Genomic DNA, 25,114 nt, shown 5'->3' with positions numbered 1-25,114 from the left:
CGTACGCAGGTGAAGGCCCCCGGAACCCGACGGTTCCGGGGGCCTTCGCCCACCTCTGTCACCTCCCCTCCGTAGACTGGTTCCGTGAGCGAGCTCCCCCCGAACGGCAACCACGACCAGCCCGACCCCCTCGACTCCTTCGACGAGATCATCGCGGCGGAGACCGACCGCGACCCCGATCTCGCGGTCATCGAGGCCGGCAGCCGCACCCTGCGCACTCAGGGCGGTCCGCCGCAGGCCGACGTGCCGGCCCGGCCCGAGGACCCCGAGATCGACAAGGCGCTGCGGGAGGTCGAGGCGGAGCTGGCCACGCGGTGGGGGGAGACCAAGCTGGAGCCGTCCGTCAGCCGGATCGCCGCGCTGATGGACGTGCTGGGGGAGCCGCAGCGGTCGTACCCCTCCCTGCACATCACGGGGACCAACGGCAAGACGTCCACCGCCCGCATGATCGAGGCCCTGCTGGGCGCCTTCGAACTGCGGACCGGCCGCTACACCTCTCCCCACGTCCAGTCGATCACCGAGCGGATCAGCCTGGACGGCGCGCCCGTGTCGGCCGAGCGGTTCATCGAGACGTACCGGGACATCAAGCCGTACGTGGAGATGGTCGACCAGGCGCAGGAGTACCGGCTGTCCTTCTTCGAGGTGCTCACCGGCATGGCGTACGCGGCCTTCGCCGACGCCCCCGTCGACGTGGCCGTCGTCGAGGTCGGCATGGGCGGCTCCTGGGACGCGACCAACGTGATCGACGGGGACGTCGCCGTCGTCACCCCGATCGACCTCGACCACACCGACCGGCTCGGCGCCACGACCGCCGCGATCGCCGCCGAGAAGGGCGGGATCATCAAGCAGGACGCGACGGTCATCCTGGCCCAGCAGCCGGTCGACGCCGCCCAGGTGCTGCTGAAGAAGGCCGTCGAGGTCGACGCGACCGTGGCCCGGGAAGGGCTGGAGTTCGGCGTGGTGTCCCGTCAGGTCGCCGTCGGCGGCCAGCTGCTGACCCTGCGCGGCCTGGGCGGCGAGTACGGCGAGGTGTACCTCCCGCTGCTCGGCGCCTACCAGGCGCACAACGCCGCCGTCGCGCTCGCCGCCGTCGAGGCGTTCTTCGGCGTCGGCTCCCAGCGGCCCGAGCCGCTGGACATCGACACCGTCCGCAAGGCCTTCGCGTCCGTGTCGTCGCCGGGCCGCCTGGAGGTCGTACGCCGGTCCCCGACCGTCGTGCTGGACGCGGCCCACAACCCCGCGGGCGCCCGCGCCACCGCCGAGGCGGTCGGCGAGGCCTTCGACTTCAGCCGGCTGATCGGCGTGGTCGGGGCCAGCGGCGACAAGAACGTACGGGGGCTGCTGGAGGCCTTCGAACCGATCTTCGCCGAGGTCGTGATCACCCAGAACTCCAGCCACCGCGCGATGGACGCCGACGAGCTCGCCGCGATCGCCGTCGAGGTGTTCGGCGAGGAACGCGTCCAGGTCGAGCCGCGGCTGCCCGACGCCCTGGAGGCGGCGATCACGCTCGCCGAGGAGGAGGGCGAGTTCGCGGGCGGCGGTGTCCTCGTCACCGGTTCCGTCATCACCGTCGGGGAAGCCCGGCTGCTCCTGGGGAAGGGCTGAGGCTCACACCATGCGTACGCTCTGTTCCTCGACCCTGATCGGCGAGTTCTTCATCATCGGCTTCGCCGGTCTGGTCGCCATGAAGGACCCCGACCTGTCCATGACCACGGTGTGGACGGTGTGCGGTGTCGCGATGCTGCTGAGCGTGCTGCTGTGCGGCATGGTCACCCGGCCCGGGGGCGTCGCCCTCGGCTGGGCCCTGCAGATCGCCCTGGTCGCCTCCGGCTTCTTCGTCCCCATGATGTTCGTCCTGGGAGTGCTGTTCGGAGCCCTGTGGTGGGCGTCCGTGCACTACGGCCGGAAGATCGACGAGGCGAAGGCCCGCTTCGCCGCACAGGCCGGTTCCACCCCTGACGCTGTGTGACAGGTGCACGGACACGCCCTGTAATCTCGTCCCACCGCACACCGGCAGTAGAAGGAGCCCTCCGTGAGCCAGCGCACCCTCGTCCTCCTCAAGCCCGACGCCGTCCGTCGCGGCCTGACCGGCGAGATCATCAGCCGTATCGAGCGCAAGGCCGACTGGCGGATCACGGCGCTGGAGCTGCGCACGCTGGACCAGGAGACCCTGGAGCAGCACTACGGCGAGCACAAGGGCAAGCCCTTCTACGAGCCGCTGGTGGAGTTCATGTCCTCCGGCCCGGTCGTGGCGCTGATCGTCGAGGGTGAGCGGGTCATCGAGGGCGTGCGCGCGCTGGCCGGCCCGACCGACCCGATCGCCGCCGCCCCCGGCTCCATCCGCGGCGACTACGGCGTCATCGTCCGCGAGAACCTGATCCACGCCTCCGACTCCGAGGAGTCCGCGGAGCGCGAGGTGAAGATCTTCTTCCCGGGCCACGCGTAGCCCCGGGCGCCGCGCGACTCTCCGGAGAGCCGGGGCGCTCCCGCTGAGGCACCCGCGAAGTTTTCGTGCAACTTTTTGACGGCGCGTCAGTTCACCTGTCCGCCCGACCGAGGACGGCCGTACCTTTTCGGCCGTCCTTCGGCATATGCGTGCCGATCGGGGGAACGCGTTCCCCCGATGGCCCGTCTCCACAAGCGAGGCGTCACGGCATCTGCTGACAATGGCGAAGACCCTCGCGCAGTGTTCGTGCAGGCGCGTTTACGATGTAAGCCTTCACGTCACAGCACCCACCTCGCCGACCTGAAAAGCCCTCAAAAGCTCATGGGAAGGCCAGTCGAATCCTGATGGGGAACTCAATGTCGTTCATCGGCCGTGACATGGCTGTCGACCTCGGGACCGCCAACACGCTGGTGTACGTCAGGGGTCGTGGGATCGTACTCAACGAGCCGTCCGTCGTCGCGATCAACACCAACACCGGTGGCATCCTCGCGGTCGGCGCCGAAGCCAAGAAGATGATCGGGCGGACCCCTGGCAACATCGTGGCCGTGCGTCCCTTGAAGGACGGAGTCATCGCCGACTTCGAGATCACCGAGCGCATGCTCCGCTACTTCATCCTGAAGATCCACAAGCGGCGGTACCTCGCCCGGCCGCGCGTCGTCGTCTGCGTGCCCTCCGGTATCACCGGTGTCGAGCGCCGCGCCGTCATCGAGGCGTCGACCCAGGCCGGCGCCCGGCAGGTGCACATCATCGAGGAGCCCATGGCGGCGGCCATCGGCTCCGGCCTGCCGGTCCACGAGGCCACCGGCAACATGGTGGTGGACATCGGCGGCGGCACCACGGAGGTCGCGGTCATCTCGCTCGGCGGCATCGTCACCGCCCAGTCCATCCGCGTCGCGGGCGACGAACTGGACAACGCGATCATCCAGCACATCAAGAAGGAGTACAGCCTCCTCCTGGGTGAGCGGACGGCCGAGCAGATCAAGATCACCATCGGTTCGGCGTACGACCTCGACACCGACGAGCACACCGAGATCCGCGGCCGCGACCTCGTCTCCGGGCTGCCCAAGACCGTCGTCATCTCCGCCGCGGAGGTGCGCAAGGCGATCGAGGAGCCCGTCAACGCCATCGTCGACGCCGTGAAGACCACGCTCGACAAGTGCCCGCCGGAGCTGTCCGGCGACATCATGGACCGCGGAATCGTTCTGACCGGCGGCGGCGCCCTGCTGCGCGGTCTGGACGAGCGGCTGCGGCGCGAGACCGGAATGCCGATCCACATCGCCGAGGACCCGCTGGACAGCGTGGCGCTCGGATCCGGCAAGTGCGTCGAGGAGTTCGAGGCACTCCAGCAGGTCCTGGACGCCGCGCCCCGCAGATGACGTAGCGCTTCGATTCCGCCGTACGAGATGATCGGTTCTCGTGCGGCGGATCGTTGATATAGAGGCATAAGATCCGCAAAGAGCCTCGAAACATCCCATACGGCGCCCCTCGGGATTTCTCCAGGGGCCACCCGAATTCCCCGATTCCTATGAGAAGGGCACGGCCGCCGCACGTGAGGGACACACGAGAGAGCCGGCTGCTCCTGGTGCTGCTGATCGCCGTCGCGTTCGCACTGATCACGGTCGACATCCGCGGTGGCGAGGACTCCCCGGTCGACGGCGCCCGGCGGGCCGCGGCCGCGGCCTTCGGCCCGATCGAGAACGGGGTGGCCTCGGCGGTCGACCCGGTCGGCAACGCCGTCTCCGCGGTCCGCGACTCCGGTGAGCGCCACGACCGGCTCGCCGAACTGGAGCAGGAGAACGCGGCCCTCAAGGCGAAGCTCGGCAGCGACGACCGCAACCGCAGCCGCCTGGCGCAGCTCGACAAGATGCTGCGGACCGCCGGCGCCGGCCAGTACGGCATCAAGGGCGCCGAGGTCATCGCGATAGGAGCGGCCCAGGGCTTCTCCTGGACCGTCACCATCGACATCGGCGCCGACGACGGCATCGAGCGGGACATGACCGTGCTCAACGGCGACGGACTCGTCGGCCGGGTGACGACCGTGGGCCCGAACACCTCCACCGTCCTCCTCGCCAACGACCCCGACTTCACCGTCGGCACGCGCATGGAGGCCGGCGACGAGCTCGGCTTCGCCTCCGGACAGGGCGACCGCCCGCTGCGCGTCGAACTCCTCAACGGCAAGGCCGAGGTGAAGAAGGGCGACCGGCTCGTCACCTTCGGCTCGCAGGCCGACAAGCCGTTCGTCCCCGGCGTCCCCGTCGGCGTGGTCTCCCGCGTCGACCCCTCCGGCGGCGATCTGACCCGCACCCTCTACGTCACGCCGTACGTGAGCTTCACCAAGCTCGACATCGTCGGTGTCGTCGTCGAGGCCCCGAAGAAGGACCCCCGCGACACCGTGCTCCCCGCGAAGCCCCAACCGGTCCCCACGCCCACGGTGACCGTCACGGTCACCCCGGACGCGAACGCACCCGCCGACGAGCAGTAGGAGCTGACCACCATGCGCGTCAACCGGATCCTGCTCTCCGTCCCGCTGATCGCCGTCGCCCTGGTGGTCCAGGTGAGCGTCCTCGCCCGCCTCCACCTCCCCGGCGCCGTCCCCGACCTGCTCCTCCTCACCGTCCTGGGCCTGGCCATGGTGTACGGCCATGTCAGCGGCGCCCTCATCGGCTTCGGCGCCGGCCTGCTCGCCGACCTCGCCCCGCCCGCCGACCACGCGGCCGGCCGCTACGCCCTCGTGCTGTGCGTGATCGGCTACCTCGCCGGGCTCGTCAAGCCGGAGACCGGGCAGATCAAGTCGGCCACCGGCCCCATGGTCGTGGTCGTCGCCGCCGCGGTCGGCTCCACCCTGCTCTACGCGGGTGTCGGCGCGCTCGTCGGCGACACCACCGCCCGCCATGTGGGCCTCACCGGGCTGCTGTTCTCGGCGGCCCTGTACGACCTGCTGCTCGCCCCGTTCGTCGTCCCCGCCGTGATGTTCCTGGCCCGGCGCGCGGAGAACGACCCGCTCGCCGAGACCAACGCCGCCAAGAAGGCCGACATCTCCTCCGGCTGGCTCGCCTCCGGCACCGGCTTGCGGATCGGCGGCCAGCGGGGCGGCCTGAAACTGCGGGCCGCGCGTTCCCGGGTCGCCCGCGCCGGCCGGATCAAGGGGGTCAAGCGGCTGTGACCGCGGGCGAGTTCATCCGAACGGGGAAGGCCCGGGAGTTCACCCGAACGGGGAAGGTCCGGGAGTTCACCCGAACAGGGAAGGTCCGGGAGTTCACCCGAACGGGGAAGTTCCGGCGGAACGAGGCGCCACAGGCCCGTCGTTCATCATTCGTCCGCGCACATACGTTCGCGCGCTGAGAGGGGGAGACAGCCGCAGTGACCAACATTCCCGAGACCGGGCGGACTCCACGCGTCCAGATCCGGCTCGTCGTGATCCAGATTCTCGTCCTCTCCCTCCTCGGCACCCTCGGCGGCCGCCTGTGGTACCTCCAGATCAGGGAGGGCGCGGAGTACGCCAAGGAGGCCTCCGGCAACCACGTGCAGCAGGTCGTCGAGCCCGCGGTGCGCGGCTCCATCCTGGACGCGCGCGGGGTGCCGCTCGCGGACAACGAGACCCGGCTGGTCGTCTCCGCCTCCCGCACCGACCTGCTGAAGCAGAAGGACGACGGCAAGGCCGTCCTCACCAAGCTCGCGGGTGTCCTCGGCATGACCCCCGAGGAGGTCATGCAGAAGGTCCGGCTGTGCGACGCGGAGACCCCCCAGCCCTGCTGGAACGGCTCGCCGTACCAGCCCATCCCCATCACCGACGAGGCCACGCCCAAGCAGGCCCTCCAGATCCGTGAGCGCGCCGAGGACTTCCCCGGCATCACCGCGGAGCCCGAGGCCGTGCGCCGCTACCCGAGCCCCGGCAAGGCCAACACCGCGCAGGTCCTCGGCTACCTCTCCCCGGTCACCGACGAGGAGATCACCAAGGCCCAGGACACCGACTCGCCCTTCCTCCGCTCCGACCAGGTCGGCCGCAGCGGCCTGGAGCGCCAGTACGACAAGGAACTGCGCGGCAAGGCGGGCGTCACCCGGTACGAGGTCGACAACCTCGGCCGCGTCATCGGCGAGGCCGAGGCCACCCCGGCCGAGCCCGGCTCCAACCTCGTCACCAGCATCGACGCCCGCGTGCAGCGGGTCGCCGAGTACGAGCTGAACGAGGCGATGAAGGAGGCCCGCAAGCAGCTCGACCGCAACACCGGGGTCAACTACAAGGCCGACGCCGGGGCGGTCGTCGTGATGGAGGCCAAGACCGGCCGCGTCGTCGCCATGGCGTCCAACCCGACGTACGACCCGAACGCGTGGGTCGGCGGCATCTCCGCCAAGGACTACCAGCAGCTGACCGGCAAGTCCTCCAACTACCCGCTGCTCAACCGGGCCATACAGGGCCAGGCGGCGCCCGGCTCCATCTTCAAGGTGGTCTCCACGGCCGCCGCGGTGGAGGCCGGCTACGACTTCGACGGCCGCTACGACTGCTCCAGCTCGTACTCGGTCGGCGGCCAGGTCTTCAAGAACTTCGAGTCGGCGAACTACGGCCCGATCAGCCTCGGCCGCGCCCTGGAGGTCTCCTGCGACACCGTCTTCTACCGGCTCGCCCACAGCCAGTGGCAGAAGGACGGCGGCATCGACCCGAAGGCGAAGCCCAACGACTACTTCTACAAGGCCGCCCACCAGTTCGGCCTCGGCCAGGAGACCGGCATCGACCTGCCCAACGAGGTCACCGGCCGCGTCCCCGACCGCGAGTGGAAGCAGTCGTACTGGGAGGCCAACAAGGACGCCTGGTGCAAGACGGGGAAGAAGGACGGCAGTTACGTCGAGAAGATCGCGTACGAGAACTGCCTCGAGGGCAACAAGATGCGCGCCGGTGACGAGATCAACTACTCCATCGGCCAGGGCGACACCCTCGTGACCCCGATCCAGATGGCCACCGTCTACGCGGCCATCGCCAACGGGGGCACCCTCTACGACCCGACGGTCGGCAAGGCGATCGTCAGCGCCGACGGCAAGACCGTGACGGAGATCGAGCCCCAGTCGCACGGCAAACTGCCGGTCACCCAGAAGACGCTGGCCCAGATGGACGAGGCCCTCGAGGGCGTGGCCACCCGCGGTACCGCCGCCTGGCGCTTCGGCGGCTGGCCCCAGGACGAGATCCCGATGCACGCCAAGACCGGTACCGCCGAGGTCTACGGCAAGCAGACGACGTCCTGGTTCGCCACGTACACCGAGGACTACACCATCGTCATGACGATCTCCCAGGGTGGCACGGGCTCCGGCGCCTCGGGCCCGGCCGTGCGCAACATCTACGACGCGCTGTACGGCGTGTCCGACGACGGCACCATCAACAAGGAGAACGCGCTGCTGCCGACCCCCCTGAAGGACCTGCCGAAGATCAAGACGGACGGCACCATCGCCTCCCCGAAGATCTCCAAGGACCCGGCCAAGGAGCAGCAGGCCAGCCAGAAGGCCACCGAGGAGGGCGCGCCGACGGACGACGGGACGCAGCCCGCGGCGACCGTGGCCTCGCCCGAGGCGGAGAACCGTGACACCCGGCGGCGACGGCGCGGGCGAGGAAGCCGGAGGAAGTGCACATGACCGGCGCGAACAGCTTCTCCGTCTCCGGGTACGGGCCCGAGCGGGCCGGCTGGACGCGACTCTTCGCCCGCGACTCGATGGCCCGGCGCCTGGACTGGCCGATACTGCTGTCGGCCATCGCCCTGTCGCTGATCGGCTCGCTGCTGGTGTTCTCGGCGACCCGCAACCGCACCGAGATCAACCAGGGCGACCCGTACTACTTCCTGATCCGGCACCTGATGAACACCGGTATCGGGCTCGCCCTGATGGTCGGCACGGTCTGGCTCGGCCACCGCACCCTGCGCAACGCGGTGCCGGTCCTCTACGGGCTGTCGGTCCTGCTGATCCTGCTGGTGCTCACCCCGCTCGGCTCCACCGTCAACGGCGCGCACTCGTGGATCGTGCTCGGCGGGGGCTTCTCGCTCCAGCCCTCGGAGTTCGTGAAGATCACGATCATCCTCGGCATGGCGATGCTGCTGGCGGCCCGGGTCGACGCGGGCGACAAGCCCTACCCCGACCACCGCACGGTGCTCCAGGCCCTGGGCCTCGCCACCGTCCCCATGCTGATCGTGATGCTCATGCCCGACCTGGGCTCGGTCATGGTCATGGTCATCATCGTGCTGGGGGTGCTGCTGGCCTCGGGCGCCTCCAACCGCTGGGTCTTCGGCCTGCTCGGCGCGGGCGCGAGCGGCGCGGTCGCGGTGTGGCAGCTGCACATCCTGGACGACTACCAGATCGCCCGCTTCGCGGCCTTCGCCAACCCCAGCCTCGACCCGGCGGGCGTCGGCTACAACACCAACCAGGCCCGCATCGCGATCGGCTCGGGCGGACTGACCGGGTCCGGACTGTTCCAGGGGTCCCAGACCACCGGCCAGTTCGTCCCCGAGCAGCAGACGGACTTCGTCTTCACCGTGGCGGGCGAGGAACTCGGCTTCGTGGGCGGCGGCCTGATCATCGTTCTGCTGGGCGTCATCCTCTGGCGCTCCTGCCGCATCGCCCGTGAGACGACCGAGCTGTACGGCACGATCGTCGCCGCCGGGATCGTCGCCTGGTTCGCCTTCCAGTCCTTCGAGAACATCGGCATGACGCTCGGCATCATGCCGGTCACCGGCCTTCCGCTGCCGTTCGTGTCGTACGGGGGCTCGTCGATGTTCGCGGTGTGGGTGGCGGTGGGACTGCTGCAGTCGATCCGGGTCCAACGGCCCATGTCCGCGTGAGCGGCTCGCGACCCGGTCCGTCGAACTCCTGATCCGGGGCCGGAGGGCACTGCCCCCGGCCCCGGCGTGCCACTAAGTTCAGTTCATGGCGGAGACGAGACGCGAGATCGAGCGCAAGTACGAATCCGACGACAGCGGACTGCCCGACCTGACCGGCGTCGCCGGGGTCGCGGCCGTCCTCGACCGGGGCGTCGCCGAACTGGACGCCGTCTACTACGACACCGCCGACGAACGCCTCGCCGCCGCCTCCCTCACCCTGCGCCGCCGCACCGGCGGCTCCGACGCGGGCTGGCACCTGAAGGTCCCGGTCGCCCCGGGCGTCCGCGACGAGATCCGCGCGCCGCTGTCCGACACCGTCCCGGACCTCCTGGCCGGCCTGGTCCGCTCCCGGGTCCGGGACGCCGAGCTGGTCCCGGTGGTCCGGCTGCGTTCCGTCCGTGACGTGCGTGAGCTCGTCGACGCGGAGGGCCGGCTGCTCGCCGAGGTCAGCGCGGACGCCGTCCGGGCGGACCGGCTGACCGGCGCGGGCGGCTCCGCCCGGTGGAGCGAGATCGAGGTCGAACTCGCCGACGGCGGCGACCCCGCCTTCCTCGACCGGGTGGAGCGAAAGCTGCGCGGGGCGGGCGTGCGGCCGTCCCGGTCGGCGTCGAAACTGGCGCGGGCACTGGCGGAGACCCGGCCGGGGGATCGGGCGGAGACCCGGCCGGGGAGGACGAAGGCCGTCTCGGGAGCGGGGCGTGGACCGTCCGCCGTCGAGCCCGTGACGGCCGGCGACCACGTCCTGGCCTACCTCCGCGCCCAGCGCGACGCCCTCGTCGAACTGGACCCGGCCGTCCGCCGGGACCTGCCCGACTCCGTGCACCGCATGCGCGTCGCCACCCGCCGCGCCCGCAGCGCCCTCCGGTCCCACGCCAAGGTCCTCGACCGCTCCGCCACCGGTCCCGTCGGCGAGGAACTGAAGTGGCTCGCCGGGGAGCTGGGCGTGGACCGGGACCGGGAAGTGCTCCTGGAACGGCTGACGGCCGCTCTGGACCGACTGCCCGCCCCGCAGGCCACCGGCCCGGTCCGCGCCCGTCTGCGCACCTGGTCGCAGGCGCGCGGCGGGGGCTCGCGCCGGCGCCTGACCGCCGTCCTGGACGGCGGGCGGTACCTGGCGCTGCTGGACGCGCTGGACCGGCTGGTGGACGAACCGCCGCTGCTTCCGGCCGCCGCCGGTGAGCCGTCGAAGGTGATCGCCAGGGCCGTGCGCAAGGACTTCGGGCAGGTGGCGGCCCTCGTCGAGGAGGCGCTCGGGCACCCGGCCGGGCCGGAGCGCGACCTGGCGCTGCACGAGGCCCGCAAGAAGGCCAAGCGGACCCGGTACTCGGCGGAGGCGGCGGTGCCGACGCTCGGCGAGCCCGCCGTCGACCTCGTCCGGCAGATGAAGTCCCTCCAGGGCCTGCTCGGCGACCACCAGGACAGCGTGATGACCCGCGAGGCCCTGCGCGACCTCGCCGCCGAGGCGCACGCGGCGGGGGAGGACACCTTCGCCTACGGCCTGCTGTACGGCCGGGAGGAGCGGCGGGCGGAGCTCGCGGAGGCGGCGCTGCCCGGGGCGTGGGCGGCGGTCAGGGGGAGAACGGCGGTCTGGGAGGCACCCACGAGCGGGTTAGGCTAGATGGTCACCCAGCCCCCAGCCTCCGGCCGGGGGTACCCCCAGTCAGCTCACGAAGGTTCCCCCGATGTCTGTCGAATCGGTGTTCCCGCAGCTCGAAGCCCTGCTCCCGCATGTGCAGAAGCCGATCCAGTACGTGGGCGGCGAGCTGAACTCCACCGTCAAGCCCTGGGACGACTGTGACGTCCGCTGGGCGCTGATGTACCCGGACGCGTACGAGGTCGGCCTGCCCAACCAGGGCGTCATGATCCTCTACGAGGTCCTGAACGAGCAGGAGGGCGTCCTCGCCGAGCGCACCTACAGCGTGTGGCCGGACCTGGAGGCGCTGATGCGGGAGCACGGCGTCCCGCAGTTCACGGTGGACAGCCACCGGCCGGTGAAGGCGTTCGACGTGTTCGGCCTGTCCTTCTCCACGGAGCTGGGCTACACCAACATGCTCACGGCCCTGGACCTCGCCGGGATCCCCCTGGAGTCGAAGGACCGGGGGCTCGACGACCCGATCGTGCTGGCCGGCGGGCATGCCGCCTTCAACCCGGAGCCCATCGCAGACTTCATCGACGCGGCGATCATCGGCGACGGCGAGCAGGCCGTGCTCGACATGACGAAGATCATCCGTGAGTGGAAGGCGGAGGGACGCCCCGGAGGCCGCGAGGAGGTCCTGTTCCGCCTGGCGAAGACGGGATCGGTGTACATCCCGGGCTTCTACGACGTCGAGTACCTCGCCGACGGCCGTATCGCCCGTGTCGTACCGAACAAGTCGGGCGTGCCGTGGCGGGTGTCGAAGCACACCGTCATGGACCTCGACGAGTGGCCGTACCCCAAGCAGCCGCTGGTCCCGCTGGCCGAGACGGTCCACGAGCGCATGTCGGTGGAGATCTTCCGCGGCTGCACCCGCGGCTGCCGCTTCTGCCAGGCCGGCATGATCACCCGCCCGGTGCGCGAGCGCTCCATCACCGGCATCGGCGAGATGGTCGAGAAGGGCCTGAAGGCGACGGGCTTCGAGGAGGTCGGCCTGCTCTCCCTGTCCTCCGCCGACCACTCGGAGATCGGTGACATCGCGAAGGGCCTGGCGGACCGCTACGAGGAGGACAAGATCGGCCTGTCCCTCCCGTCGACCCGTGTGGACGCCTTCAACGTCGACCTGGCGAACGAGCTGACCCGCAACGGCCGCCGCTCGGGCCTGACGTTCGCGCCGGAGGGCGGCAGCGAGCGCATGCGCAAGGTCATCAACAAGATGGTCTCGGAGGAGGACCTGATCCGTACGGTCTCCACCGCGTACGGCAACGGCTGGCGCCAGGTGAAGCTGTACTTCATGTGCGGCCTGCCGACGGAGACCGACGAGGACGTCCTCCAGATCGCCGACATGGCGATGAACGTGATCGCCGAGGGCCGCAAGGTCTCCGGCCAGAACGACATCCGCTGCACGGTCTCGATCGGCGGCTTCGTCCCCAAGCCCCACACCCCGTTCCAGTGGGCGCCGCAGCTCTCCGCCGAGGAGACGGACGCCCGCCTGGAGAAGCTCCGGGACAAGATCCGCGGCGACAAGAAGTACGGCCGTTCGATCGGCTTCCGCTACCACGACGGCAAGCCCGGCATCGTCGAGGGCCTGCTCTCCCGCGGCGACCGTCGTATCGGCGCGGTCATCCGCGCCGTCTACGAGGACGGCGGCCGCTTCGACGGCTGGCGCGAGCACTTCTCGTACGACCGCTGGATGAGCTGCGCGGACAAGGCGCTGGCCGCCTTCGGCGTGGACGTCGACTGGTACACCACCCGGGAGCGCACCTACGAGGAGGTCCTGCCCTGGGACCACCTCGACTCCGGTCTGGACAAGGACTGGCTCTGGGAGGACTGGCAGGACGCCCTCGACGAGACGGAGGTCGAGGACTGCCGCTGGACGCCGTGCTTCGACTGCGGGGTGTGTCCGGCGATGGACACGAGCATTCAGATCGGTCCCACGGGCAAGAAGCTGCTGCCGCTGTCGGTGAAGCAGCCGGCCGGGAGCGGACACTCCCACTGAAGCCCAGCGCTGAGCCCCCCCTGCCCGATGGGCCGGGGGGCTCAGCGCTGTCGGCGTGGACGTGCTGTTCGCTCAGCTGTTGTCGTCGCCCGGCTGCGGGGAGTTCAGCGGCAGCCAGGCCAGCGCCGGGGGAGCGGGGTCGGGGCAGGTCAGGGTGGCCAAGGTGTTGCTGCTGTGGCTCTCGGTGCAGATGATCTCGTAGACGAGGCCCGTGGTGGTCAGGACGTCGATCTTGATCCCCGCGAGGTCCTGGTTCCCTTGGCTGTGCTCGTTGACGGAGACGCCGCAGGCCTGGCCCGCGTCGCCGCCGTCCGGGTAGCCCGTCCGGGTGCTGAGGTCGGTCCACCTCAGCGTGTGGTCCCGGTTGGGGCGGACGTCCCGGATCCCGGCGTAGGTGTTGCCGTCGCTCACCGCGGCGCGGACCTCGTAGACCTGCTGGTCCTGGAAGGCGTCGATGTCGGCGCACGGCCCGGTGGCACCCGGCTGCCCCTGTTCACCCTGAGGCCCCTGTTCACCCTGAGGCCCTTGTTCACCCTGAGGTCCCTGTTCGCCTTGGGCGCCGGGTTCGCCTTGCGGCCCCTGCTCTCCCTGCGGTCCGGGTTCGCCCTGTGGTCCCGGCTCCCCTTGCGGTCCGGGTTCGCCCTGCGGTCCCTGCTCCCCCTGCGGTCCGGGAGGGCCCTGTGGTCCGGGAGGGCCCTGGGGGCCCGCCGGCCCCTGGTCGCCCTTGGGGCCCTCCGGTCCCCTGCACTCCTTGCCGCCGGACGGCGCGGCCTTCGGCCCGGGCGTGCCCGTCCTGGCCGGCTTGACCGGCCTTCCGGGCCTGCCCGGCTTCCCCTTGCCGGGCTTGACCGGCTTGCAGCGGTCGTCCGTGGAGGCATCCGCCGGGGCCGTCAGGTTCCCCGTGCCCGGTGCCGCCGCCGTGGCCGGGCTCATCAGGCCGGCCGCCAGGGCCAGCGCGAGCGAGGCGACCAGGCCCGCCCTCGCGCCGACGTGCCGGGCCGGCGGCCCCAGACGTGAAGTCGTCGGTCTCCGCCGCGAAGTCGTCGTAGGCGTCCTGAAGACAGGACTCATCTGTGTGCTCCTTGCCTCAGCCGGTTCGAGTGATGTCTCGAACCCGGATGCGAGCTTGACCGGAGGGCGGGGTGCCCAGCCGGTTTCCGGCCCGGAACGCGCCCATTGGTCGACATATCGGACTAATCAGATGGGTGCTGATGGGTGCTGATGCGTGCTGACGGGTGGTCGCCAGGTGGCAGGGGGGCGGCTCGTCACCGTGGGGCGTTCCGCCTGTTCCGCCTGTTCCGCCTGTTCCGCCGGGCGGGCGGGATCCGCGCGGGCGGCTGTGGCGTCTACCCGTGCATGGACCTCGACAAGCCGCCCGCCCGACCGCCCGCGCAGCCGCCGCCCGAGGGGTGTCTCGTGGCCGCGATCCGGCTGCCCGTGCGGATCGTCGTGCTCGTGCTGGTCGTGCCGGTGCGGATGGCGTGGGACGCCCTCGTGGTTGCCGCCCGCTTCCTGCGCGGCAGGGTGCTGCGGCCCGTCGGGCGGGCCCTGCTGTGGCTGGGCAGGGTCCTGTTCGTCGTGCCGCTCGTCGGCCTGTGGCGGTACGTCGTCGTCCCCGCCGGACGGGCGCTCGGACTGCTCGGGAGGGTGCTGGTCGTCACCCCCTTGGTGGCGTTCCACCGCTACGTCCTCACGCCCGTCGGCCACGCCGTCGCCTGGCTGGTCCGGGCGGTCGGCGCGGTCCTCGCCCTGCTGTACGCGCGCGTGCTCACCCCGGTCGGCACCGGCCTCGGCGTGGTGCTCGTCTGGTCGGCGCGGTACCTGGTCGCCGTCCCCGCCCGCGCGGTGTACGCCTGGATCCTCGCGCCGGCCGGCCGGGCGATCGCCTGGTGCGCCCGGGGGGTCCGGTGGGTGCTGCGCGTGCTCGTCTCCGGGATCGGCCATGTCCTGTACTGGACGGTCCGGATCCTGCTCGTCCTGCCCGCGGTCGCGCTGTGGCGCTGGGTCCTCGCACCCGTCGGCCGGGTCCTCGCCGTCGTCGTACGGGAGGTGGGGGACGCCCTCGGGCACGCCTGGCGGATCGCGGGGCGCGTCTCGCTCGCCGTGGGACGGTTCCTGGCGACCCTCTTCCGGTGGATCTTCGTGGAGCCGGTGCGCCTGCTGTACCGGACGGTGCTGACCCCGGTGGGACACGTCGTCCGCGACACCGTCCTGCGTCCCGCGGCCGAGGCCGTCCGCGCCGCGGGCCGGGCCGCCCGCCAGGCCCTGACGGCCGCCCGGCGGTCCGCACGGCAGGCGCGCGCGGACGTCCGGCGGCTGCTCCTCGGCGAGTCCCCGAAGCGGGAGGCCGCGGCCCGCGGGGAACCTTCCGGCCGTGGGACACGTACTCTTGGTAGCAGTACGACCGCTCTCACGAAGGACTGAACGACACTGGGCAAGCGACAGCCCGAAGGCCCGCCGCCCGCACCCGCGGTGCAGCGCATCCGACTGCGCTACACCAAGCGCGGCCGCCTCCGGTTCACCAGCCACCGTGACTTCCAGCGCGCCTTCGAGCGCGCGTTGCGCCGTGCCGAGGTGCCGATGGCGTACTCGGCGGGGTTCACGCCGCACCCGAAGGTGTCGTACGCCAATGCCGCACCCACCGGCACGGGCAGCGAGGCGGAGTACCTGGAGATCGCGCTCACCGAGGCGCGTGATCCGGAGAAGCTGCGTGAGCTCCTCGACGAATCCCTGCCCGCCGGGCTCGACGTGATCGAGGCGGTCGAGGCCCGCACCCCGGGACTCGCCGACCGGCTCACGGCCTCTGTGTGGGAACTGCGCCTTCCCGGCGTGGACCCCGCGGACGCCGACCGCGCGGTGGCGGCCTTCAACGGGGCCGACACTGTCGAGGTCCAGCGCCGCACCAAGAACGGCGTCCGCACCTTCGACGCCCGCCCCGCCGTCGTACGGCTGGAAACGCTTCTGCCACCGGCTGATAGGCCTATCGACCAGCCCTGTGCGATACTGCGGCTGGTGGTTCGGCACGTGACGCCTGCCGTACGACCCGACGACGTCCTGTCCGGTCTCCGCGCCGTGGCCGACCTGGCGCCGCCGGTCCCCGCAGCGGTGACCAGGCTGGCGCAGGGGCTGTTCGATGAAGAGACCGGCGCGGTGACCGACCCGCTCGCGCCCGACCGCGAGGCAGCCGAGGCCCACTCAACGGCCGAACCGACTGCCGCCGCGAAGGCGCCGGCGTAAGGAAGGTTCCGCACAGGGACGGACGTCGTAGCGCCGCCCTCGTACTCGGGAGCCACCTGGGTCGGGCAGCGCACCGACCAGAAGACTTTCGCCAGGCCGTACGCAACATGGCGTACGGAACCGGCGAGACAAGACACAGAGAGCTCCCGTGCGGCGGCCGCGCCCCGGACGGCGGCACCGCGCACAGCGCGAGCCGCGGACGTCAACGGTGATCGACGAGGTCGATGCCGGACCAGGTGCGGCGCCCGGGAGCCTGACGGGAGATACACCCGCATGCTCGAGCCGACCGAACCCACCGAGTCCGTGACGGACTCCGTTGCGAACAACACCCCCAGCGACACCCTGCCGCCGCGCCGCCGGCGCCGTGCCGCTTCCCGCCCGGCCGGTCCGCCGGCCGGCACCACCGACACCCCTGCCGAGACCGTCGCGCCGGCCATACCGGCCGCCGAGTCCGTCGCCGATCTGGTGACGGACACCAGCGACGAGGAGAAGGCGGACGAGACCGTCGAGGCCGCCCAGACGGCCGAGACTGCCGAGACCACTGTCGAGGAGCCGGTCGTCGAGGCCGCTTCCGCGCGTCCGCGTCGTCGTGCCACGCGTCGGGCGTCCGCGCCGGCCGGGGCTCCGGTGTCGGCCGAGGCGGCCGAGACCGTGGTGCCCGCGGTGGCCGCCGAGGAGGCGGAGCAGGTCGCCGCGTCCGCCGGTGAGCCCGCTGAGAAGGCCGTGGAGGAGCCGGTCGCCGAGGCCGCTCCCGCCCGTCCCCGCCGCCGCGCCACCCGCCGGGTCTCCGCGCCCGCCGCCGCGCCGCAGGCCGCCGAGGGCGAGACGGAGACCGAGCCCCGGACCGAGGCCGCGGCAGCCGCCGCCGAGCCGGCCGTGAGCGCCGGCACGGAGGCGTCCGCCGAGACCCCCGCCGAGGAGGCCGCACCGCGCCGCACCCGCCGTCGGGCCACGCGGCGCGTGTCCGCGCCCGCCGAGACCGGCGAGACCGCCGGGACCACCGAGACCGGCGAGACCGCCGGGACCACCGAGACCGGCGCGGCTCCGGAGGCCGTAGCGGCCGAGCAGCCCGCCGCCGCTGCCGAGCAGCCCGCCGCCGAGCCGGTCGCGGCCCCCGAGGCCGCCCAGCCGGTCCGTGCCCCCGAGACCAAGGCCCCCGCCGCGCCGGCCGCCGAGGACGCCGCTCCGCGCCGTGCGCGCCGGCGTGTCGTCCGCAAGGCCGCCGGCGGCTTCTCCGAGCCCGCGCGCCCGGCCGGCGAGGATGCCGACGCGCCGCGGCGCCCGGCACGTCCCGCCGTCGCCGTCTTCCAGGCGCCCGTGTTCACCGAGCCCCGGTTCCAGACGCCGCAGCGCGCGGCGGCCGAAGCGGCCGCCGCCGAGGCCGAGCCCGTCGAGCCGGACGAGGCCGTCGAACCCGCCGAGGCCGCCGCGACCGCCACGCCTGTCGTGTCCGTCGAGTCCGCCGAGGAGGTTCCCGAGGAGGCGGCCGGTTCGCGCCGTCGCCGCCGTCGCCGCAGTGCCGGCGCGGGTGACGAGAGCGCCGAGGCCGCGCAGAGCGCCGCCGCGCCCGTTGCCGTCGAGGAGGAGCCGGAGCCGGAGGAGGACGACGAGGCCGCCGAGGACGTCGTCGAGGGCGACGACGAGGCCGAGGAGGGCGCCTCGCGCCGTCGCCGCCGCCGGGGCGGCCGTCGTCGCCGCCGTGGCGAGTCCGCCGACGGCGAGTCCGGGGACGGCGAGTCCGACGACCTCGTCGCCGAGCAGGCCGCGCAGGACGCCGAAGACACCGCCGAGCAGGAGGAAGAGGACGCCGAGGAGGGGCACTACGACGAAGCGGGCGGCTCCACCGCCGGCAGCCGTCGGCGCCGTCGCCGCCGTCGCCGTGCGGGGGACACCTCCGCGGACGGCGAGCCGGGCGAGGGCGACCCCGAGCGCACGGTCGTCAAGGTGCGCGAGCCGCGCAAGGCGAGCGAGCCGTCCGACGAGGTGCAGTCCATCAAGGGCTCGACCCGTCTGGAGGCCAAGAAGCAGCGCCGGCGCGAGGGCCGTGAGCAGGGCCGCCGCCGCGTCCCGATCATCACCGAGGCCGAGTTCCTGGCCCGCCGCGAGGCCGTCGAGCGCGTGATGGTCGTCCGGCAGCACGGCGACCGTACGCAGATCGGCGTCCTGGAGGACGGCGTGCTCGTCGAGCACTACGTCAACAAGGAGCAGTCGACCTCGTACGTCGGCAACGTCTACCTGGGCAAGGTCCAGAACGTCCTGCCGTCCATGGAGGCCGCCTTCATCGACATCGGCAAGGGGCGCAACGCCGTCCTGTACGCCGGTGAGGTCAACTTCGAGGCGCTGGGCATGGGCAACGGGCCGCGCCGCATCGAGTCCGCCCTGAAGTCCGGGCAGTCGGTGCTGGTGCAGGTCACCAAGGACCCGATCGGACACAAGGGCGCCCGGCTGACCAGCCAGGTCTCGCTCCCCGGCCGCTACCTCGTGTACGTGCCCGAGGGTTCGATGACCGGCATCAGCCGCAAGCTGCCCGACACCGAGCGGGCCCGGCTGAAGAGCATCCTCAAGAAGATCGTCCCCGAGGACGCGGGCGTCATCGTGCGCACCGCCGCCGAGGGCGCGAGCGAGGACGAGCTGCGCCGGGACGTCGAGCGGCTCCAGGCGCAGTGGGAGGACATCCAGAAGAAGGCCAAGAGCGGCAACGCCCCGACGCTGCTCTACGGCGAGCCGGACATGACCGTCCGGGTCGTGCGCGACATCTTCAACGAGGACTTCACCAAGGTCGTCGTCAGCGGCGACGACGCGTGGTCGACGATCCACGGGTACGTGTCGCACGTCGCGCCGGACCTCGCCCAGCGGCTGTCCCGGTGGACCTCCGAGGTCGACGTCTTCGCCACGTACCGGATCGACGAGCAGCTCGCCAAGGCGCTGGACCGCAAGGTCTGGCTGCCCAGCGGCGGCTCGTTGGTGATCGACCGGACCGAGGCGATGGTCGTCATCGACGTCAACACCGGCAAGTTCACCGGCCAGGGCGGCAACCTGGAGGAGACGGTCACCAGGAACAACCTGGAGGCGGCCGAGGAGATCGTGCGCCAGCTGCGGCTGCGCGACCTCGGCGGCATCATCGTGATCGACTTCATCGACATGGTGCTGGAGTCCAACCGGGACCTGGTGCTGCGGCGCCTGCTGGAGTGCCTGGGCCGGGACCGTACGAAGCACCAGGTCGCCGAGGTGACCTCGCTGGGCCTCGTGCAGATGACCCGCAAGCGGGTCGGGCAGGGGCTGCTGGAGTCCTTCTCCGAGACCTGCGTGCACTGCAACGGCCGCGGTGTCATCGTCCACGTCGACCAGCCGTCCGCCGCCGGCGGCGGAGGCAAGCGCAAGAAGCGCGGCCGCGGCGGGGACGGGCAGCTTCCCGACCACGAGCACGAGGCCGTGGCCGCGGAGATCCCGGTGACCACCGCCGAGGTGACCGCCGCCGAGGAGACCGAGAGCGAGGCCGAGGTCGCCGCCGAGGCGGCCGCGCCGGTCGCGCTGGAGGCCCCCGACTTCGCGCCCGACGAGGAGCTGTACAGCAGCGTCGCCGAGGCGGAGGCCGCGGCCACGCGCGGTCGAGGCCGTCGCCGGGCGAGCCGTCGGGCGTCCGCTCCGGCGGGTGCGCCGAGGGGCTCCGCCGCGCCGAGGGCCGCCGTGTCCGAGGCGCCGGCGGAACCGGCCGCGGCGCGTGCCGAGACGGTTCCCACCGCTCAGGACGTCACCGCCGAGGAGGAGGCCGAGCGTCCGGTGCAGCCGGCCGAGGCCGTCGCCGCGCAGGCCGAGCCGGCCGCCGTCGAGGACCCGGTCGTCGAGGCACCGGTCGTCGAGACCCCGGCCGCGGCCGAGGAGGCCGCGCCCAAGGGCCGTGCGCGCCGTCGGGCCACCCGCAAGGTGTCGGCCCCGGCCGGTTCCCCCGCGGGTGCCGAGGCCGCCGTCGTGACGGTCGCCGAGACCGCGCCGGCGCAGGCCGAGGCCCCGGCCGAGCCCGCGCCGGAGGCGCAGGCCCCGGCGGAGTCCGTCGCCGAGCCGGCCGCCGAGCCGGTCGCCGAGAGCGCGGCCCCGGCCCGCCCGCGGCGCCGTGCCGTGCGCAAGGCGACGGCGCCCACCGCGTCCGAGGAGACGGCCGTCGTGGTCGTCCCGTCGGCCGCGGCGGACGCTCCGGCGGAGTCCCCGGCGCGGGCCGCCGCGGAGTCCCCGGCCGAGGCTCCCGCCCAGGCCCCGGCCGAAGCGGTGACCGAGGAGCCGGCGGCGGAGTCGGCCGAGGAGCCGGCCGAGGCCGCTCCGGCCAAGAAGGCCGCCGCCCGCAAGACGGCCAAGAAGGCCACCGCCAAGAAGGCCGCCACCAAGAAGACCGTGGCCAAGAAGACCGCCACGGCCGCGAAGAAGACGGCCGCCAAGAAGACGACGGCCAAGAAGGCCGCCAAGACGGTGTCGAAGAAGACGGCGGCGGCGCAGCAGAGCGCCCCCTCCGTCTCGGCCACCACGGAGGACTGACGGTCCCGCCGGCCTCCGGGCCGGTGCGGTGACGGCGGTGAGATGACGGCGGTGCGGGGAACCCGGTGCGATACCGGGCGACCCGCGCCGCCGCCTGTTTCGCCGCTTGTTACCGAGCGCGTTACCCTGTGTCCTGCTTGTGATGGACCGCACCCGCTGAGGGGGTTTCTCTGTGGTAACCCTGGGGAAAATCGCTGTCCCCGTGCTGGTAACGTGAGCGCCGGTCTCGGTGGCCACAGCCATGCGCACCGTGACCACAGCCGAACTGCACGTCCGGTCCCTCAGCCCGGATACGGCTGTCGTCCCGCAAGGAACCCTCGGGGGCGGGGTTTTGTGTACAAGCCGTTCGCCCGCCCACAGGCTGCGGTGAACACCCGGGGATGCGGCCGTGCCGGGTTCGACGCGGTCCCTTCCCGATCATGCACGACGCGCCTTCGAGGTCGCCGTAGAGGAGGGGATGTCGATGACCGACGCCCATGAGTTCATACCGGCCGCCAGACCTGTGATCGACGAGGAGGAGATCGAGGCCGCGGTGCGCGTGCTGCGCAGCGGCCGGGTCGTCCAGGGTCCCGAGGTGGCCGCCTTCGAGGAGGAGTTCTCGGAGCTGGTCGCCGGGCGGCACTGCGTCGCGGTCAACTCCGGCACCTCCGCGCTGCACCTGGCCCTCATGGCGCTGGGCATCGGTCCGGGTGACGAGGTCATCGTGCCGTCGTTCTCCTTCGCGGCATCCGCCAACGTGGTCCGGCTGGTCGGCGCCGACGTCGTCTTCGCCGACATCGAGGCCGACACCTTCTGTCTGGACCCGGCGGCCTTCGAAGCGGCGATCACCCCGCGCACCGCGGCGGTCATGCCGGTCCACCTGTACGGCCACCCGGCCGCGATGGACCGGATCATGGCGATCGCCGCGCAGCACGGGCTCGCCGTCGTCGAGGACGCCTGCCAGGCCCACGCGGCGGCGCAGCACGGCACGCCGGTCGGCGCCTTCGGCGCCGCGGGCACCTTCAGCTTCTACCCGACCAAGAACATGCACAGCCTCGAGGGCGGCATGATCAGCACGGCCGACGCGGAGGTCGCCCGGACCCTGCGCCTGCTGCGCAACCAGGGCATGGAGCAGCGCTACGCCAACGAGATCGTCGGCGCCAACGTGCGCATGACGGACGTCTCCGCCGCGATCGGCCGGGTGCAGCGGACCAAGGTCGAGGGCTGGACCGAGCGGCGCATCGCCAACGCCGCGTACCTCACCGAGCACATCACCGCGCCGAACGTGGTGACGCCGAAGCCGGCCGAGGGCGCCCGCCACGTGTACCACCAGTACACCGTGCGCATCCGGGGCGACCGCGACGCGGCCATGGCGAAGCTGACCGAGGCGGGCATCGGCAACGCCGTGTACTACCCGACCCCCATCCACCGGCTCAAGCCGTACTGGGAGCCGGACCAGAAGGCCGGCCGCACCTGGGACCTGCCGGAGACGGAACGCGCGGCCGCCGAGGTCGTCTCGCTGCCCGTGCACCCCGCCCTCTCGGCGCAGGACCTGGAGCGCATCGTGACGGCCGTGAACGCGCTGGGAGAGCAGCTGTGAGCAAGCCGCTGCGGGCCGGACTCGTCGGCCTCGGTTCGATGGGGCGTCACCACGCCCGTGTGCTGTCCGGTCTGGACGGCGTCGAGCTGGTCGGCGTCGTCGACCCGATGGGCGACACGTTCGGCGCCGCGCAGGGCGCCCCCGTCCTGGACACCGTCCGGGAGCTGATCGCCCTCGGGATCGACTACGCCGTCGTGGCCTGTCCGACCCACCTGCACGAGGAGGTCGGTCTGGCGCTCGCCGAGGCCGGCGTCTGCGCGCTGATCGAGAAGCCGGTCGCCGACACCGTCGAGGGAGCCCGCCGGCTCGTCGACGCGTTCGAGTCGCGGGGCCTGGTGGCCGGCGTCGGCCACATCGAGCGGTGCAACCCGGCGCTGCGTTCGCTGCGCGCCCGCCTGGAGGCCGGCGAGCTCGGCGACGTCTACCAGGTCGTCACCCGCCGTCAGGGCCCGTTCCCGCACCGGATCGCCGACGTCGGCGTGGTCAAGGACCTGGCCACGCACGACATCGACCTCACCGGCTGGGTGACGGGCCGCCAGTACGTGTCCATCGCCGCGCACACGGTCTCCAAGAGCGGCCGTCAGCACGAGGACATGGTCTCCGCGGTCGGCCGCCTGGACGACGGCACCATGGTCAACCACCTGGTCAACTGGCTGAGCCCGCTCAAGGAGCGGTTCACGTCCGTCACCGGTGAGCGCGGCTGCTTCATCGCCGACACCCTCACCGCCGACCTGACGTTCCACTCCAACGCCGCGGTGACCACCGAGTGGGAGGCCCTGCGCGCCTTCCGCGGTGTCTCCGAGGGCGACATGATCCGCTACGCCATCCCGAAGCGGGAGCCGCTGCTCGTCGAGCACGAGCTGTTCCGGGACGCCGTACTCGGCAAGGACGCCGACATCTGCACCCTGCGCCAGGGCATGCGGACCGTCGAGGTCGCTACCGCGGTGCTGCTGTCGGCGACGGAGAACCGCAGCGTGTCCCTTCAGCCGGAGGACCTGGCCGTCCATGGCAGTTGAGCGTCACCCGTGGGGGGAACGGCACGCGCTCGGCGGGACTCCTATGTTCTGTGAGACCTTCCCCGCAGGACCCAGCCGGCCGTCGGCTGTCGGAGACCAGGAGCCGGAGAATGAGTGCTGCGCCTGACGTCAGCGTCATCGTTGCCGTCTACAACACGATGCCCTACCTGACGGAGTGCCTGAACTCCCTCCTCGGGCAGAGCATCGGCCGGGACCGGCTGGAGGTCGTCGCCGTCGACGACGGCTCCACCGACGACAGCGGCCGCGAACTCGACCGGTTCGCGGCGCTGTACCCGGACACCGTCAAGGTGATCCACCAGCCCAACTCCGGCGGTCCCGCCGCGCCCAGCAACCGGGCGCTGGAGGTGGCCACGGGCCGGTACGTGTACTTCATCGGCTCCGACGACTACCTCGGCGAGGAAGCCCTGGAGCGCATGGTGAAGTGCGCCGACAAGAACGAGTCGGACGTCGTCGTCGGCAAGATGGTCGGCACCAACGGCCGGTACGTCCACCAGGCGCTCTACAAGCAGAACACCGCGGACGTCAGCCTGTACGACTCCGCGCTGCCGTTCACCCTGGCCAACACCAAGCTGTTCCGGCGCGAACTGGTCGAGAAGCACAAGCTGCGCTTCCCCGAGCACATGCCCGTGGGCAGCGACCAGCCGTTCACCATCGAGGCGTGCGTCCGCGCCCGGCGCATCTCGGTGGTCGCCGACTACACCTGCTACTACGCGGTCAAGCGCGGCGACGCCAGCAACATCACCTACCGCGCCGACCACCTGGCGCGGCTGCGGTGCGCGGCCGAGATCATGGACTTCACGGCCGGTCTCATCGAGGCGGGCCCCGACCGTGACGCCGTGCTGCGCCGGCACTTCACCTGGGAACTGGCCAAGCTCGTCCAGGACGACTTCCCCGACCTGGAGCGCGAGGTGCAGCGGCAGATCTGCGCGGGCATCGCGCGGCTCGCCGACAGCTACTTCACCGACGGCATCCGTGACGCGATGGACGTCAAGCGCCGGGTGCGCGTCGCGCTGGCGCACGCCGGGGCGATCGACGAGCTGTGCGAGGTTGTCACCTCCGAGAAGGAGCACGGGGCACCGCCGTTCGTCGCCGAGGGCGAGCGCGCCTACGCCCGCTACCCGGGCTTCCGCGACCCGCGCACCGGTGTGTCCGACCGCGTCTACGAGCTGGTGGGGGAGTCGGTCCCGGGCCGGCTCGCCCAGGGCACCGAACTGCTCGCCTCCGGCTGGGAGCAGCAGGGCGACGGGCTCACCTACACGGCGTCCGTACGGGTGCCCGTCGTCGGTGACGTCGAGCGCGCCGGCGTGGTGCTGCGGCTCGTCAAGGGCGCGATGCCCAAGTCGGCCGACAAGCCCGGCGCGCGCCGGCTGAAGGCCGGGCAGGTCCTGGCGCCGGCCGTCGGCGAGATGCGGGTGGAGCCCGCCGAGGACGGCGCGGGGAGCGTGCTGCACGCCCGTGTCCCGCTGAAGCACATCACCGCCAAACGCGGGGTGCGGGTCTACCTGGACCTCGCCGGGCGGACGTACGAGATCCCCGTGCGCGGCGAGGGGCTGCCCATGCCGCTGGCCCGTCTGTGGGGGCCGGAGACGGACCTGTACCGTGCGTCGGCGCTGGTGAACGACAAGGGGCGTGTGGTCATCGACACGGCCCAGCTGCACCCCCCGAAGAGGACACTGGTGCGGCGGGCGCTCGGGCGCCTGGTCCGGAAACTGAAGTCCGGTGCCGTCCGCGTGAAGCGGGGCGGTGCCAAGAAGTCCAAGCCGAACGGTGCCAAGAAGCCGACCGGTTCCAAAAGGAAGTAG

General features: G+C 72.0%; 17 protein-coding genes. 16 read left to right on the top strand and 1 reads right to left on the bottom strand.

Features of this window, described 5'->3' with window-relative positions; all coding sequences use genetic code 11:
* Positions 1-84: 84 nt before the first annotated feature.
* The 10 genes from ACFV9M_RS02105 to ACFV9M_RS02060 all read left to right on the top strand — a co-directional run bounded on the left by ACFV9M_RS02105 (position 85) and on the right by ACFV9M_RS02060 (position 12,932).
* On the top strand, positions 85-1,605 hold the full coding sequence (locus ACFV9M_RS02105; protein WP_385065252.1) for a bifunctional folylpolyglutamate synthase/dihydrofolate synthase: 1,521 nt from the start codon (positions 85-87) through the stop codon (positions 1,603-1,605).
* A gap of 10 nt (positions 1,606-1,615) precedes the next feature.
* Positions 1,616-1,969 carry a DUF4233 domain-containing protein gene (locus ACFV9M_RS02100; protein WP_385065249.1) on the top strand — a complete coding sequence of 118 codons (354 nt, stop codon included), beginning with the start codon at positions 1,616-1,618 and terminating at the stop codon, positions 1,967-1,969.
* Positions 1,970-2,032: 63 nt separating this feature from the next.
* Complete coding sequence (gene ndk / locus ACFV9M_RS02095; protein WP_385065246.1) at positions 2,033-2,446, top strand: nucleoside-diphosphate kinase; 414 nt, start codon at positions 2,033-2,035, stop codon at positions 2,444-2,446.
* Between the two features lie 356 nt (positions 2,447-2,802).
* Positions 2,803-3,822, top strand: a complete 1,020-nt coding sequence (locus ACFV9M_RS02090; protein ID WP_110628156.1) for a rod shape-determining protein — start codon at positions 2,803-2,805, stop codon at positions 3,820-3,822.
* A gap of 173 nt (positions 3,823-3,995) precedes the next feature.
* Positions 3,996-4,928: a rod shape-determining protein MreC gene (gene mreC, locus ACFV9M_RS02085; protein WP_385065243.1), complete on the top strand. Its 933-nt coding sequence runs from the start codon at positions 3,996-3,998 to the stop codon at positions 4,926-4,928.
* Positions 4,929-4,940: 12 nt separating this feature from the next.
* Positions 4,941-5,609 (top strand): rod shape-determining protein MreD, encoded by a 669-nt coding sequence (gene mreD / locus ACFV9M_RS02080; protein WP_385065241.1) that lies wholly within the window; start codon positions 4,941-4,943, stop codon positions 5,607-5,609.
* Positions 5,610-5,806: 197 nt separating this feature from the next.
* Positions 5,807-8,065, top strand: a complete 2,259-nt coding sequence (mrdA, locus tag ACFV9M_RS02075; protein ID WP_385065240.1) for a penicillin-binding protein 2 — start codon at positions 5,807-5,809, stop codon at positions 8,063-8,065.
* Positions 8,062-9,261, top strand: a complete 1,200-nt coding sequence (gene rodA / locus ACFV9M_RS02070) for a rod shape-determining protein RodA (RefSeq protein ID WP_385065238.1) — start codon at positions 8,062-8,064, stop codon at positions 9,259-9,261. Before mrdA ends, rodA begins: the two co-directional genes overlap by 4 nt.
* An 85-nt stretch (positions 9,262-9,346) precedes the next feature.
* Positions 9,347-10,918 carry a CHAD domain-containing protein gene (locus tag ACFV9M_RS02065; RefSeq protein WP_385065236.1) on the top strand — a complete coding sequence of 524 codons (1,572 nt, stop codon included), beginning with the start codon at positions 9,347-9,349 and terminating at the stop codon, positions 10,916-10,918.
* Between the two features lie 64 nt (positions 10,919-10,982).
* Positions 10,983-12,932, top strand: a complete 1,950-nt coding sequence (locus ACFV9M_RS02060; RefSeq protein WP_385065234.1) for a TIGR03960 family B12-binding radical SAM protein — start codon at positions 10,983-10,985, stop codon at positions 12,930-12,932.
* Positions 12,933-13,004: 72 nt separating this feature from the next.
* On the opposite strand, the gene ACFV9M_RS02055 is transcribed toward ACFV9M_RS02060, so the two are convergent.
* Positions 13,005-14,003 (bottom strand): hypothetical protein, encoded by a 999-nt coding sequence (locus ACFV9M_RS02055; protein WP_385065232.1) that lies wholly within the window; start codon positions 14,001-14,003, stop codon positions 13,005-13,007.
* A gap of 285 nt (positions 14,004-14,288) precedes the next feature.
* Here ACFV9M_RS02055 and ACFV9M_RS02050 point away from each other — a divergent pair, with 285 nt between their 5' ends.
* The 6 genes from ACFV9M_RS02050 (at position 14,289) to ACFV9M_RS02025 (ending at position 25,114) form a co-directional block, all read left to right on the top strand.
* Positions 14,289-15,356, top strand: a complete 1,068-nt coding sequence (locus tag ACFV9M_RS02050; protein WP_385065229.1) for a hypothetical protein — start codon at positions 14,289-14,291, stop codon at positions 15,354-15,356.
* A 48-nt stretch (positions 15,357-15,404) separates the two neighbouring features.
* Complete coding sequence (locus tag ACFV9M_RS02045) at positions 15,405-16,169, top strand: TIGR03936 family radical SAM-associated protein (RefSeq protein ID WP_385065226.1); 765 nt, start codon at positions 15,405-15,407, stop codon at positions 16,167-16,169.
* A 273-nt stretch (positions 16,170-16,442) separates the two neighbouring features.
* On the top strand, positions 16,443-20,696 hold the full coding sequence (locus tag ACFV9M_RS02040; protein WP_385065225.1) for a ribonuclease E/G: 4,254 nt from the start codon (positions 16,443-16,445) through the stop codon (positions 20,694-20,696).
* Positions 20,697-21,159: 463 nt separating this feature from the next.
* Positions 21,160-22,275: a DegT/DnrJ/EryC1/StrS family aminotransferase gene (locus ACFV9M_RS02035; protein WP_385065223.1), complete on the top strand. Its 1,116-nt coding sequence runs from the start codon at positions 21,160-21,162 to the stop codon at positions 22,273-22,275.
* Positions 22,272-23,291, top strand: coding sequence for a Gfo/Idh/MocA family protein (locus ACFV9M_RS02030; protein WP_385065220.1), 1,020 nt, complete (start codon positions 22,272-22,274; stop codon positions 23,289-23,291). The genes ACFV9M_RS02035 and ACFV9M_RS02030 overlap by 4 nt, the downstream gene beginning before the upstream one ends.
* Before the next feature lie 110 nt (positions 23,292-23,401).
* On the top strand, positions 23,402-25,114 hold the full coding sequence (locus tag ACFV9M_RS02025; RefSeq protein ID WP_385065218.1) for a glycosyltransferase family 2 protein: 1,713 nt from the start codon (positions 23,402-23,404) through the stop codon (positions 25,112-25,114).

The sequence above is a fragment of the Streptomyces sp. NPDC059895 genome, assembly GCF_042731035.1.
GTDB lineage: Bacteria > Actinomycetota > Actinomycetes > Streptomycetales > Streptomycetaceae > Streptomyces.
The sequence above is the reverse complement of the archived record's forward strand: the minus strand, read 5'-3'. Positions and strand labels throughout refer to the sequence as shown.

What these genes read in the sequence shown, in the direction of transcription:
- ACFV9M_RS02100 (WP_385065249.1), top strand. Translation starts at nt 1,616, where the DNA reads ATGCGTACGCTCTGTTCCTCGACCCTGATCGGCGAGTTCTTCATCATC.
- ACFV9M_RS02090 (WP_110628156.1), top strand. Translation starts at nt 2,803, where the DNA reads ATGTCGTTCATCGGCCGTGACATGGCTGTCGACCTCGGGACCGCCAAC.
- mreD (WP_385065241.1), top strand. Translation starts at nt 4,941, where the DNA reads ATGCGCGTCAACCGGATCCTGCTCTCCGTCCCGCTGATCGCCGTCGCC.
- rodA (WP_385065238.1), top strand. Translation starts at nt 8,062, where the DNA reads ATGACCGGCGCGAACAGCTTCTCCGTCTCCGGGTACGGGCCCGAGCGG.
- ACFV9M_RS02065 (WP_385065236.1), top strand. Translation starts at nt 9,347, where the DNA reads ATGGCGGAGACGAGACGCGAGATCGAGCGCAAGTACGAATCCGACGAC.
- ACFV9M_RS02060 (WP_385065234.1), top strand. Translation starts at nt 10,983, where the DNA reads ATGTCTGTCGAATCGGTGTTCCCGCAGCTCGAAGCCCTGCTCCCGCAT.
- ACFV9M_RS02055 (WP_385065232.1), bottom strand. Translation starts at nt 14,003, where the DNA reads ATGAGTCCTGTCTTCAGGACGCCTACGACGACTTCGCGGCGGAGACCG.
- ACFV9M_RS02050 (WP_385065229.1), top strand. Translation starts at nt 14,289, where the DNA reads ATGGACCTCGACAAGCCGCCCGCCCGACCGCCCGCGCAGCCGCCGCCC.
- ACFV9M_RS02040 (WP_385065225.1), top strand. Translation starts at nt 16,443, where the DNA reads ATGCTCGAGCCGACCGAACCCACCGAGTCCGTGACGGACTCCGTTGCG.
- ACFV9M_RS02035 (WP_385065223.1), top strand. Translation starts at nt 21,160, where the DNA reads ATGACCGACGCCCATGAGTTCATACCGGCCGCCAGACCTGTGATCGAC.
- ACFV9M_RS02025 (WP_385065218.1), top strand. Translation starts at nt 23,402, where the DNA reads ATGAGTGCTGCGCCTGACGTCAGCGTCATCGTTGCCGTCTACAACACG.